This window comes from Bradyrhizobium sp. 27S5 (assembly GCF_037217225.1).
In the GTDB taxonomy this organism is placed as follows: domain Bacteria; phylum Pseudomonadota; class Alphaproteobacteria; order Rhizobiales; family Xanthobacteraceae; genus Bradyrhizobium; species Bradyrhizobium septentrionale.
Window position 1 is genome coordinate 1,725,785 of sequence record NZ_CP147714.1, and the last position, 12,537, is coordinate 1,738,321.

At 63.2% G+C, this 12,537-nt stretch carries 11 protein-coding genes; 5 read left to right on the top strand and 6 right to left on the bottom strand.

Translation table 11 applies throughout. From position 1 onward, the window contains the following. The first annotated feature begins 5 nt into the window (after positions 1-5). Positions 6-1,595, top strand: coding sequence for a phosphoglycerate dehydrogenase (gene serA / locus WDM24_RS08225; RefSeq protein WP_029079200.1), 1,590 nt, complete (start codon positions 6-8; stop codon positions 1,593-1,595). Between the two features lie 155 nt (positions 1,596-1,750). On the opposite strand, the gene WDM24_RS08230 is transcribed toward serA, so the two are convergent. The 5 genes from WDM24_RS08230 to WDM24_RS44490 form a co-directional block, all read right to left on the bottom strand. Beyond that, complete coding sequence (locus WDM24_RS08230; RefSeq protein ID WP_338830808.1) at positions 1,751-2,674, bottom strand: acetamidase/formamidase family protein; 924 nt, start codon at positions 2,672-2,674, stop codon at positions 1,751-1,753. Between the two features lie 40 nt (positions 2,675-2,714). Beyond that, positions 2,715-3,518, bottom strand: coding sequence for an ABC transporter permease (locus WDM24_RS08235; RefSeq protein ID WP_414645747.1), 804 nt, complete (start codon positions 3,516-3,518; stop codon positions 2,715-2,717). Between the two features lie 32 nt (positions 3,519-3,550). Beyond that, positions 3,551-4,372, bottom strand: coding sequence for an ABC transporter ATP-binding protein (locus WDM24_RS08240; RefSeq protein WP_338696500.1), 822 nt, complete (start codon positions 4,370-4,372; stop codon positions 3,551-3,553). After that, entirely contained in the window at positions 4,369-5,412 is a 1,044-nt protein-coding gene (locus tag WDM24_RS08245; RefSeq protein WP_029079196.1) for an ABC transporter substrate-binding protein, read from the bottom strand. The genes WDM24_RS08240 and WDM24_RS08245 overlap by 4 nt, the downstream gene beginning before the upstream one ends. 267 nt (positions 5,413-5,679) lie before the next feature. After that, complete coding sequence (locus WDM24_RS44490; RefSeq protein ID WP_156928429.1) at positions 5,680-6,081, bottom strand: transposase; 402 nt, start codon at positions 6,079-6,081, stop codon at positions 5,680-5,682. A gap of 174 nt (positions 6,082-6,255) precedes the next feature. Between WDM24_RS44490 and WDM24_RS08250 the strand changes: the two genes are divergently transcribed. Both WDM24_RS08250 and WDM24_RS08255 read left to right on the top strand, forming a co-directional pair. Next, positions 6,256-7,194 (top strand): acetamidase/formamidase family protein, encoded by a 939-nt coding sequence (locus WDM24_RS08250; protein ID WP_338696506.1) that lies wholly within the window; start codon positions 6,256-6,258, stop codon positions 7,192-7,194. Positions 7,195-7,387: 193 nt separating this feature from the next. Beyond that, a complete protein-coding gene (locus tag WDM24_RS08255; RefSeq protein WP_166302923.1) occupies positions 7,388-8,560 on the top strand; it encodes a thiolase family protein in 1,173 nt (390 codons plus the stop codon). A 72-nt stretch (positions 8,561-8,632) separates the two neighbouring features. Here WDM24_RS08255 and WDM24_RS08260 read toward each other — a convergent pair whose 3' ends face one another. Continuing rightward, positions 8,633-9,091 (bottom strand): MarR family winged helix-turn-helix transcriptional regulator, encoded by a 459-nt coding sequence (locus tag WDM24_RS08260; RefSeq protein WP_338830809.1) that lies wholly within the window; start codon positions 9,089-9,091, stop codon positions 8,633-8,635. Between the two features lie 82 nt (positions 9,092-9,173). Between WDM24_RS08260 and WDM24_RS08265 the strand changes: the two genes are divergently transcribed. Both WDM24_RS08265 and WDM24_RS08270 read left to right on the top strand, forming a co-directional pair. Further along, on the top strand, positions 9,174-10,607 hold the full coding sequence (locus WDM24_RS08265) for an MFS transporter (RefSeq protein WP_338830811.1): 1,434 nt from the start codon (positions 9,174-9,176) through the stop codon (positions 10,605-10,607). Between the two features lie 177 nt (positions 10,608-10,784). Next, positions 10,785-12,464 carry a mucoidy inhibitor MuiA family protein gene (locus WDM24_RS08270; RefSeq protein WP_338830812.1) on the top strand — a complete coding sequence of 560 codons (1,680 nt, stop codon included), beginning with the start codon at positions 10,785-10,787 and terminating at the stop codon, positions 12,462-12,464. Positions 12,465-12,537 lie beyond the last annotated feature (73 nt).

Below are 12,537 nucleotides of genomic sequence, written 5' to 3' on the forward strand. Positions count from 1 at the left end.
TTGCAATCATGGCACCCAAAGTTCTGATTTCCGACGCGCTGTCTCCCGCCGCCGTGCAGATCTTCAAGGATCGCGGTGTCGAGGTCGACTTCCAGCCCAACCTCGGCAAGGACAAGGAAAAGCTCGCCGAGATCATCGGCAACTACGACGGTCTGGCGATCCGCTCGGCCACCAAGGCGACCGCCAAGATCATCGAGAAGGCGACCAGGCTGAAGGTGATCGGCCGCGCCGGCATCGGCGTCGACAATGTCGAGATTCCAGCCGCGACCGCCAAGGGCATCATTGTGATGAACACGCCGTTCGGCAATTCGATCACGACCGCCGAGCACGCCATCACCTTGATGCTGGCGCTGGCGCGCGAGATCCCGCAGGCCGATGCCTCGACCCAGGCCGGCAAGTGGGAGAAGAACCGCTTCATGGGCGTCGAGATCACCGCCAAGACGCTCGGGGTGATCGGCTGCGGCAATATCGGCACGATCGTCGCCGACCGCGCGCTCGGCCTGCGCATGAAGGTGATCGCGTTCGATCCGTTCCTGTCGCCGGAGCGCGCCAAGGACATCGGCGTCGAGAAGGTCGAGCTCGATGACCTGTTGAAGCGCGCCGATTTCATCACGCTGCACACGCCGCTGACCGAGAAGACCCGCAACGTCATCGACGCGGCCGCGATCGCCAAGATGAAGAAGGGCGTGCGCATCATCAACTGCGCCCGCGGCGGCCTGGTCGACGAGCAGGCGCTGGTCGATGCGCTAAATTCCAAGCATGTCGCGGGCGCCGCCTTCGACGTGTTCGTCGAGGAGCCGGCGACCTCGAACGTGCTGTTCGGTCATCCCAACGTGATCTGCACCCCGCATCTCGGCGCGTCCACCACCGAGGCGCAGGAGAACGTCGCGCTGCAGGTCGCCGAGCAGATGTCGGATTACCTGCTGTCGGGCGCGATCTCGAACGCGGTCAACTTCCCGTCGATCACCGCGGAAGAGGCGCCGAAGCTGAAGCCGTTCATCGAGCTCGCCGAGAAGCTCGGCTCGTTCGCCGGCCAGCTCACCGAGAGCGGCATCCTCAAGACCCAGATCACCTATGAGGGCCACGTCGCCGAGATGAAGATCAAGGCGATCACCTCGGCGGTGCTCTCGGGCCTGCTGCGGCCGATGCTGGGCGAGGTCAACGTGGTCTCGGCGCCGGTTGTCGCCAAGGAGCGCGGCATGGTGGTGGACGAGGTCGTCCGCGCCGCGCAGAGCGACTATGAAAGCCTGATCACGGTCACCGTCACCACCGAGCGCCAGGAGCGTTCGGTGTCCGGCACCGTCTACGCCGACGGCAAGCCGCGCCTCGTCGACATCAAGGGCATCCGCGTCGACGCCGAATTCGGCAAGTCGATGATATACGTGACCAACGAGGACAAGCCGGGCTTTATCGGCGCGTTCGCGAGCCTGCTCGGCGATGCCAAGATCAACATCGCGACCTTCCATCTCGGCCGCGTCAAGCAGGGCGGCGACGCCATTGCGCTGGTCGAGGTCGACGGCGCGGTGCCGGCCGAGCTGCTTGCCAAGGTGCAGGCGCTGCCGCAGGTGAAGCAGGCCAAGGCGCTGACGTTTTAACCCGGTTCGGGCGATGCCGGGCCACAGGTCCGGCGTCGGCGGACCGTCTGCATGGACGTTTGCTTGTCCCGAGATGGTTTCGCCCTTCCATCGGGTTGCGTGAGCAGGCCCGACGGTATCGATTTCAGCGGCGAGGCTACGCGCGCTCCATCAGGTCACCCGAAGTATTTTCGGACGATGTTCTTATTCACCTTGCAGATATAGGTGTATTTCGGATTGACCACCTGCGTGCATCGCGCCTCCGCGATTTGACCGAGCAGCATGTAGCTTTCGGCTGCGGGTATCTTCCATTCGTCTTCAAGCCAGTAAACCATTTCTTCGAATGCAAGCCGCATGGCGTCTTCGAGCGGACGCGCACAGCCGAGCGTGCAGATGTGGGTTGGCGTTTCGATCCGGGGATGGTTCAGGCGCGCCGGAGCTTTTTCGAGCGACACTTTGACGGTGAGGGTGGCTGCGATCTCGATGGCGCCCATGCCGTTGCATTCCCCGTCCCCCTGGATTGCGTGGCAGTCGCCGAGGAACAGATGTGCACCGTCGGCATGGACCCGGAGCATGACGGTGTTGCCGGTGGTGATTTCCTGAACATCGAGGTTTCCACCGTGCGTGCCGTTGTCCACGGTGAGAACCGCGCCATGAAGCGGTGCGACTCCGATCACGCCTATCATCGGTTTGACCGGAAGTTTTAGATGCTCGTTCCAGTGCACAAGGCCATCCTTGACCTCGACAACACGCGTCTGAATGCCGAACTCCCTGCGGCGCACCCAGTCCGGGAACATACCGATGCCGGGCCACAGCGCCGTAAATCCAAGCCCCCCAACCTCCATGTTGACGATCTCGACCTTCAGCATGTCGCCGGCCTTGGCGCCGCGAACCTCGATGGGTCCCGTCGCCCCGTTGACGAACGGCATGGTGATGTCGGCTTCGGTCAGTTGCTGCCCGAGATGACGGATCGTTCCATCGTTGGCATTGATCGCGCATTCGACGACGAACGTTTCGCCGGGAGAGACGCTGGCAATGAAACGGTCCAGGCCCGACAGGGCATACTTGATATTGCCTTCTTTCGCGACGCGCTGCGACATCTCCACGTTCCTCTTCTTGCTGTTGCCGAAATAGGGGAATCTATTGAACCTTGCGCCAGGGCATGAGCAGCCGTTCAAGGCGGCCCACCACGAACGTCAGCAGCAATGCCAGGCCGATCGTTGCAATCAGCGCTGCAAACACCTTGGGAATGATGTAGAGCGAGCCGGCCTTGAAGATTGCGTGTCCCAGACCTTCTGACGACGACATGAATTCGCCGACGATCGCACCGATCAGCGCAAATCCGACGGTGAGCTTCAATCCTGCAAAAATATCGGTGAGCGATGCGGGCACCACCAATTTGCGGAATATCTGGAACTTCGAGGCTCCCAGTGTCCGCATCAGGTTGACCTGGTCGGCGTCAACGCCCGTCGCGCCCTTGTAGGACGTCACGAGCGCCACGATCACGACCGACAACGTCGACATCGCGACTTTCGAGATCAGGCCTGTGCCGAACCAAATGATGATGATCGGCGCAAGCGCGATGATGGGAATCGATCCCAAGGCGATGATGAAGGGTTCGACAACGCGCGATACGAAACGCGAGTACCAGAGCAGAAGCCCGATCAGCGTTCCGAAGAAATTACCGACCACGAAGCCGAGCAGGGTTTCGAAGCCGGTGACATAGATATCGCGCCACAGCGAGCCATCGCGCGCCGACTGGCCCAGAAAGCCGAAGATCGCCGAGGGCGACCCGAACATGAAGGCTGCCTGCTTGTCCTGCCCTGTCGCGCGCTCCCACAACACAAGCAGCGCAGCCAAGAGCGCGACCTGAGTGAGCAGGACGAGTCCGGCTACGCGCCAACGCTTCCAGTGGTGCGCCGGCGGAGGCGGTGATCCTTGCACAACGTTCCCAAAATCGTCCTGTGCATTCGCGGTCATTGGAGTACGACGTCGAGATCGGCCCATATCTGCCGAACGTAGGCGCTGAATTGCCGGCTTTCGCGAGCGGCGATCATGTCAGTTCGTTTACCGTCCAGATCTATGTCGTACGTCGCCTTGACGGTTGTCGGCCTCTTCGACAGCACGATGACCCTGTCCGCCAGAGAGACGGCCTCCTCGATATCGTGGGTAATCAGCAACAAGGAGCGCCCGCGCTCGCGAACCAGCTTTGCAGTGTCACTTTCGATCAGCAGCTTGTTCTGAAAGTCCAACGCGGCAAACGGCTCGTCGAGAAGCAGCACCTCCGGATCATTGACCAATGTGCGGGCGAGTGCCACCCGTTGGCGCATGCCGCCTGACAATGTCGACGGATAGTGATCGGAGAAGCCGTGCAATCCGAGTTGATCCAGCATCGCGCGGCTGCGGTCATGCGCTTCGCTCGCCGCAAGGCCGCGGATTTCCAGTCCCAGCTTGACGTTGCTCAATGCAGTGCGCCAGGGAAACAGCAGATCCTTCTGCAGCATGTAGCCTACGTTCTGCGGCTGGCCGACGATCTCGTGCCCGTACCAGCGGATTCGCCCGGAGTCAGCCGGTATCAGTCCGCACAGCGTATTGAGCAGTGTCGTCTTTCCGCATCCCGATGGACCAACGATGCTGACAATCTCGCCCTTCTTCAGCGTCAAGCTAAGATTGCCGATCACCGGGACAAATCGCCCCGCAACATCGTAGCCTTTGGCGACGCCTTCCACGGTCAACGGCACCAGGGACGCCGCGGATGTTCCGGTGCCGCCGTGGCCGGTGGTGATCGCAACTGTCATTTCAGACTGGCGACGGCCTTGTCGGCAAAGGAATTGTCGATGATCTGGTCGAACGGGATCGTGCCCTTGGCGTTGCCGAGGTAGACCTGCATCTCCATCAGATTCTTCCATTGATCCGGCTTGGTCACCACGGACTGTGCCGGGATCAGATACTGCAATTCGGCATCGATCGCCTTGTCGACAACCTCGCCCGGCAGATCCGGAAATTCCTTGCGCGCGACTTCCTTTGCGAAGGCGGGGTCTGCGTAGGTCTTGCGCGAGGCTTCCTCGAACGATGTCACCAGGGCTTGAACCATCGCGGGATCTTTCTGGATCGTCGATGGAAGGACCATGATTCCCGTATTGCAGAACGGGCCGATGTAGGTGGAGAAGTCGAACACCACCTTGGCTCCCTGGGCCTCGGCCGCGGCCACGCTGGGCTGATACGCGATGGCAATATCCGCCTGACCGGCCAGCATCGCAGCAATTTCGGTTCCAGGATTCACCGGCACGATGGTGGCATCGACGCCGACCTTGAGGCCGGCTTTTTCAAGCAGGCGCTTCGCCACGCTGTAATTCGTATTCGGTTCCGGCGAGGTTACGATCTTCAGGCCCTTGAACTCTTTCGGGTCGGTGATGGGCTTTAACGTCTTTGAGACGCCGAAATAGTGTGCGCGCTGGACGACCGTGCCGACGACGACGCCCGGACCACCGTTCTCCCGCGAGATCTGCGCCATGGTCGCATCGCCGATGGCAAAGTCAGCCGATCCGCCAAGCACTGCAGCGAACGTTTGCGTGTCGCCTCCAGCGGCGCTGACCTTCATGTCGAGACCGTTCTTCTCGAAGATCTTTGCATGCATGCCGACGTAGAGATTGATGTAACCGAGGTTGTGGACTGCTTCGCTGAAACGAACTTCTTTCAAGCCGGCCGCCGCGGCCGTCCTGATCGCGATCGGTCCGCCGAGCGCGAAACCACAAGCAAGACCAGCGGAAGCGGTCAGGATGTTGCGGCGGCTGACGCCGGTCTTGACGTCGGTAAAATCGCGGACAAGGCCAGTCATGATCTCAACTCCCTGCAGGACCGTTTGCGTTCGCGGCGAGGGTAATCGGTCGTTCGGATTTGCGACAAGAAGAAAGTACAGACAGCTGCTGCCGGGTTTTGTGCAAGATTTGGATTTGCGTCAGCGGCGTGCCAGTTCTTGCCGGGAGTGTGCCCCCGGATCGAAAAATTGCGCTCGATGCAGGGGCAGCTTGATCAAATCCCCGCCACGGTGCAGCGCATTATGTCACTTTTGCCAGAATGGCTGCCTGAATTGTTCTCGTCGAGATCAGCGATTGACACGGATTGATGCGAAGCGGCCCGTCACAGCGCCTCCGCACTTTTCCGCGGCGATGCTGATCGCACGACGGCCCCGGCCGTCGACGTCCTTCGGCGCGTTCGTTTGCGGCGTGCTGCCGCTTGCGATTTCGCCGGCCGGCGTCGCCTTGAGGCAGGCAGATAGATTGTCGATGACGTTTCGCAGCCTGACATTCTCGACGGCAAGTCCGCGCATGTCGAGCACGGCTGGGTGGTCTAGACCGCCATACCTCCGCCTCCATCGGTAGAATGTTCGAAGCGAGATGCCGGATGTCGTGCAAATCTCGGCCACCGAGACGCCGGTATTCGCCTCGTATAGGAGATGCCGGATCTCATTTTCCGTGAATTGAGACCGCCTCATCAGAGTCTCCATTTGTCGCGCGGCCGCACGGAAAGGTGGCGCATGGCGTCCGCGCAAGGGTTACCAGGGCCACCCTACCATGGACCAGGAATGCTCAAAGGGCCCAAGCCTGCGGCTGTTTTTGACACCAAGTCTTGCCTAGGATGGTGGCCGACATTTCCCGAGGGCAACTGCTTTGGAGGAGCGATGCCGCGCCGCCATGAAATTCCCGCCACTCCTGAGAACATGGTATGGGGATACCTAGACAGTGCCAGTCCACCGGTTCTTACCGTGGAGTCCGGTGACTCGGTCACGCTGCATAGTTTCCCGGCGGGTGGGAAAGAAACCTTGCCGGACGATTTCAGTCGGGTCCCTGCCGATTATCTCCATGCGCTGAATACGCTGCCGCCGGGACCCGGACCGCATTTCATCACCGGGCCGGTCTACGTGAAGGGTGCCCAGGTCGGCGACACGCTTCAGGTCGACATTCTCGACGTGAAGGTCAGACAGGACTGGGGATTTGTTTCGATCCTGCCTTTGCTCGGCACGCTGCCGGACGAATTCACCGACTACGAAACCATTCATCCGACCATCGACCGCGATGGGAATTTTTGTACGATGCCCTGGGGCAGCAGGATCGAGCTCAGTCCGTTTTTCGGAATCTTGGCAACCGCGCCACCGCCGGCGTGGGGCCGGTGCGGATCGCCGGTCCCGCGCGCGTTCGGTGGCAACATGGACAACAAGGAGCTTCGCGCGGGCACCACGCTGTATCTGCCCGTATTCAATGAGGGCGCTCTGTTTTTCGCCGGCGATGGGCACGCCGTTCAGGGTGATGGCGAAGTCTGCATCACGGCCCTGGAGACCGGAGTCACAGGCACGGTCCGCCTGACCGTGCGGAAGGACATGCGGGTCAAATGGCCGTTTGCAGAAAATGCAACCCACCTCATCTCGATCGGACTGGACGAAGACCTGGACGACGCCGCCAAACAAGCCGTCCGCGAGATGGTCAACCACATCTGCGCGCGCACGAATCTCACGCGCAACGAGGCGTATATGCTGTGCTCTCTCGCAGGCAATCTGCGCGTAACGCAATTGGTCGACGGCAATAAGGGAATTCACATGATGCTCGCGAAATCGGCCCTGTGAGGAGCACCTTGGAATTCCAGGCACGTTTGTAGGCTTCATCCGCGCCGCCACGTGATCCTGCTTCGTCGGTTGCGTCGGGCCGCTTCCGTTCCGCAGAGCGGTATTTTGATGGCGCTTATTTCTGTTGCCTTGACGCGCCATGTGTACGAAGACAGCATCCAAGCTGAAATCATCCACTCAGAGGGAGAAAACAATGCGTGAAGCCGTAATCGTTTCCTACGCGCGCACTGGCCTGGCGAAGTCCGGCCGTGGCGGATTCAACATCACCCCGCCGATGTCGCTGGCTGGGCACGCCATCAAGCACGCGGTCGAGCGCGCCGGCGTCGACAAGGATTATGTCGAGGATTGCTATCTCGGCAATTGCGCGCATGGCGCGCCGAACATCGGCCGTCAGGCGGCGCTGCTCGCCGGCCTGCCGAAGACCACCGCGGGTGTCTCGGTGAATCGCTTCTGCTCGTCGGGCCTGCAGACCATCGCGATGGCCGCCAACTCGATCCGCTCCGACGGCTCCGATTGCATCGTCGCCGGCGGCGTCGAAAGCATCTCGATCCCCGGCGGCGGCTCGCCGAAGGAATCGATCGATCCGGACCTGCTCAAGACCGCGCCCGACATCTTCATGGCGATGATCGATACCGCCGACATCGTCGCCGAGCGCTACAAGCTCAGCCGCGAATACCAGGACGAGTATTCGCTGGAGTCGCAGCGCCGCATGGCGGCCGCGCAGCAGGCCAACAAGTTCAAGGACGAAATCGTCCCGATGAAGACCAGGATGAAGGTGGTCGACAAGGCGACCAAGGCCGAGTCGATCGTCGATTACGTCGTCGATCGCGACGAGTGCAACCGTCCCGAGACCACGCTGGAAGGCCTTGCCAAGCTCGAGCCGGTCAAGGGCCCGGGCAAGTTCGTCACCGCCGGCAATGCCAGCCAGCTGTCCGACGGCGCCGCCGCGGTGGTGCTGATGGAAGCCAAGGATGCCGAGAAGCGCGGTCTCAACCCGCTGGGCCGTTTCGTGGCCTGGGCCTCGGCCGGCTGCGAGCCCGATGAGATGGGCATCGGTCCGGTCTTCGCCGTGCCGAAGCTCTTGAAGCGCCACGGCCTGAAGATCGACGACATCGATCTCTGGGAGCTCAACGAGGCCTTCGCCAGCCAGTGCCTCTATTCGCGCGACCAGCTCGGCATCGATCCCGAGAAGTACAACGTCAATGGCGGCTCGATCGCGATCGGCCATCCCTTCGGCATGACGGGTGCCCGGCTCACCGGCCACCTGCTGCAGGAAGGCCGCCGCCGCAAGGCCAAGTGGGGCGTCGTGACCATGTGCATCGGCGGCGGTCAGGGCGGCGCCGGCCTGTTCGAGATCTACAGCTAAACGCGATCGATCCGGATCGTGCGAGAACGAGCGGCCCGGCAGCATCGCCGGGCCGCTTTTCGTTTGAAGTGGCTACGAAGCCGGCAAATCCGCCGCGCGTTCGCCAAATTCGAGCGCGGCCACCAGTTCGAGCGTCTGCCGGAGATCGGCCGCCTGCTTCGCGCCAAAGGCGGTCTCGAAACGGTCCTGTGCCTCACGCCAGGCGGCCTGCGACTCGTCAAGCCGGGCTTCGCCGCGCTTGGTCAGCCGCACCAGTCGGCTGCGGCGGTCGTTCTTGTCGACGGTGATGGTCAGGAGGCCATCGCGCTCGAGCGGCTTGAGGTTGTGGTTCAGCGCGGTGCGGTCGAGCACCAGCGCGGCTGCGAGCTCACCCATCGTCGGGGAGCCGGATCGTCTGACATAGACCAGAATCGCCCGTTGCGTGCCGCGCAGGCCTGACGTCGCGAGGATCGAATCGTAGAGCTGCGACACGCGCCGCGTCGCCTTGCGCAACGCCGTGAGATTGCACCGGCTGGTATCGATTTTCGCCATGCTGCCTCCAGACTGGACTTGACATATACATGCATATGCACCTAATGGCAATAGATGCATATGCACGTATCTGGAGGGTATGATGTCGGAGGCGGAAGTGGAGACGATCGGGCTGGCCGTCCGGACTGACGCGCAGCCGCGGCCGCGCGCGGCGACGGCATCCCCGCGCCAGGTGCTCGCGATCGTATCGGTCGGGATCTGCCTCGCCAATCTCGACCTGTTCATCGTCAATGTCGGGCTGCCGAACATCGCGCAGGAATTCCGCGGCGCCTCGCTCGAGGATCTGTCCTGGATCCTCAACGGCTATGCGATCGCCTATGCGGCGCTGCTGGTGTTCTTCGGCCGGCTGGCGGAGCGGCACAGCCGCAATCTAAGCTTTCTGCTTGGCGTTGCGCTGTTCACCGCAGCGTCGGCGGCGTGCGCGCTTGCGCCCAACGTCGAATTGCTGGTCGCCGCCCGCATCGCGCAGGCCGCCGGTGCGGCGTTGATGACCCCGACCTCGATCGGCCTGCTGCTGGCGTCGTTTCCGCTCGAGCAGCGCCCTGGCGCGGTGCGCACCTGGACGGCGATCGGTGGCCTTGCCGCCGCGCTCGGGCCGCTGGCAGGCGGCGTGCTGGTGACCTTCGACTGGCGCTGGATTTTCATCGTCAACGTCCCGATCGGCGTGGTTGCGCTCATCATCGGCTGGCTGAAATTGCCCGAAGTGCCCGGCCACGACGTGCCGCGTCCCAGTTTCCGGGCGGCACTGCTGGTGACCTCTGGCATCGGTGCGCTGACATTTGCGATCGTAAAGGCGAATGACTGGGGATGGTGTTCGCGCGGCGTCGTCCTCGGCTTTGTCGTCGCAGCGGTCTCGCTTGCCGCCTTCGCGTGGCACTGTCTCAGATCGAAGAACCCGTTCGTCGATCCCGCGCTGTTCGGGGTCAGGCCTTTCACCGGAGCCACGCTGGTGATGGCGCCTTACTCTGCGGCGTTTGGCGCGATGCTGCTGTCGGTCGCGCTGTGGGACCAGACCGTATGGGGCTGGTCGGCATTGCAGACCGGACTTGCGATCGCGCCGGGTCCGTTGCTTGTTCCGTTCACCTCACTGTTGTTTGCCGGCCGCCTGATCGCGCGCTTTGGCGCGGCAGCGGTCGTGTCCGCCGGAATCCTGTCCTTCGCGGGCGCCCTCGCGATCTGGGCGACCTGCATGGGTCCTGAAGCCAACGTGCCTGCCGCTGTGGTCGGCATGATGTTCACCGGTATCGGTGTCGGGCTGACCTTTCCGACCCTGATGGGCGTCGGCGCCGGTTCTCTGCCGCCGTCGTCATTCGCCACCGGCTCCGCCGTCATCAACATGATCCGGCAGGCGGCGCTAGCGATCGGCGTCGCGATCTTCGTCGCGATCCTCGCAACGCCGGTCTCGATGGCCGAGCGGATCGCGGCGTTTCAGCGCGGATGGTGGATCATGATCGCCATCACCATGGCCGCTTTCGTGCCGAATTACCTGTTCATCCGGCGCAAAACGGATCGCTAACGGCGGAAAGCCCCGGCCGCGCCATACCGCAGCCGCGACGGCGCCATTGTGGCGCCGCACCGAAACCTCAATCGAACCAGTCCCTTCCGCGCTGCGTCTCACCACGAGAAACGGCGCGCCTGCGAGCCCGGCGTGCCGTTCGGCTCGTGCGATGCGACGTTTTCCCGGAGGGATGTCATGCGAAAGATTGCGAATTGTCTTGTGACCACCAGCCTGGTGCTGGCGGGAGCGCTGGTTGCCGAGCCGCTGCATGCGGCCAATCTCGATGCGGCCTCGCAGGTCGACGCCGTCACCGTCTATCCCGATGGCGCGAGCGTCACCCGCGTCATCACGCTGGACCTGCCCGCAGGTGACAACACGCTCATTGCCAACGACTTCCCGATGGGGCTCGATCCGTCCTCGCTGCGGGTCGAGGGCGAAGCGGGCGGCAGGCTGACGATCGGGGCGATCGACGCCCGGCCGCCGCGCCCGCTGCCGCCGGCCAACCTGCCCGAGATCGACAAGCGGATCGAGGGGCTCAGGGATCAGCGCGAGGATCTGCAGGGCATCATCGGCGCCGCGGAAGCGCGGCGCAAATTCGCCGAGCACTTCGCCGAGGCCGCACCGGTCGGCATCGGCGAGAAGGGCGAGGCGCGTCCGGTGAGCGAGTGGCGCACCGCATTCTCGGCGGTCGGGGATGAAGTCGCAACCGCCGACACCGCGATCCGCGACGCCACCCGCAAGCAGCGCGACATCGACCGCGAGATCGCCCGGCTTGAGGCCGATCGCGCCGCCAAGCCGCCGAGCAAGCTCGAGGTGCGGATCGAGCTTGCCTCCACCGCCGCGACCCGCGCGACGCTGCGGGTGACCTATGCGGTGCGCAACGCGCGCTGGACGCCGCTCTACGACGCCCGTCTCGACACCGGCGCCAAGGACCGCAAGCCGGCGATCGAACTGGTGCGCCGCGCCGAGATCACCCAGTCGACTGGCGAGGATTGGTCGAACGTGGCGCTCGTCGTCTCCACCGTGCGCGTCGCTCGCGGCGGCAACGCGCCCGACCTCAATTCGCTGATCGTGCAATATCCGCAGCCGCCGCGGCCGCTGGCATCGCGAAGCAGGGAGGACGGCGTGCAACAGCGCGCGGCGACCCTGGCACCCGCTCCGGCCGCGGACGCGCTCAAGGAATTCCGCTTTGGTGGGGGGACAACCTTTGGGGAACTGGAGGCGACCCCAGAGATCGGCGCGTTCCAGGCCACCTTCAAGATTCCCGGCCGCGTCAGTGTCGTCGCCAATGAGGGCGCCAAGAGCCTACGCATCTCCACGGCGACGATCACCCCCGATCTCGCGGTGCGCGCCGTCCCGGTGATCGATCCGACCGCGTTCCTGGAAGCGAGCTTCGTGCAGGCCGACGATGCGCCGCTACTGCCCGGACAGGTCGCGATCTATCGCGACGGCATCTTTGTCGGCCGCAGCCGGATGGCCACGGCCGCCAAGGACGAGACCGTGCGGCTCGGCTTCGGTGCCGACGACAAGGTCAAGATCGAGCGCACGGTGGTGAAGCGCAATGAAGGCTCCGCGGGCCTGATCGTGACGACCTCGAAGACCGACGAGCGCGCGTTCAAGACCACGGTGCGCAACGGCCACGACTTCCCGATCAAGGTCGCGATCCAGGATCAGCTCCCGGTCAGCGAGAACGACGATATCGTGGTCGAAATGCTGCCGTCGTCGACGCCTGCGACCACCACCAATCTGCGTGACAGGCGCGGCGTGTTGGAATGGGCGTTCGAGGCCAAGCCGGGTGATGTCAAAGACATCAACTTCGCCTGGCGGATGCGTTGGCCCAAGGACAAGGGCGTCGTGATGGTGCCGGCGGGCTAGAGGTGTCATGCCCCGCCTTGAGCGGGGCATCCAGTACGCCGCGGCTTATCCGTTGAATTCGACTGCCTCTGGA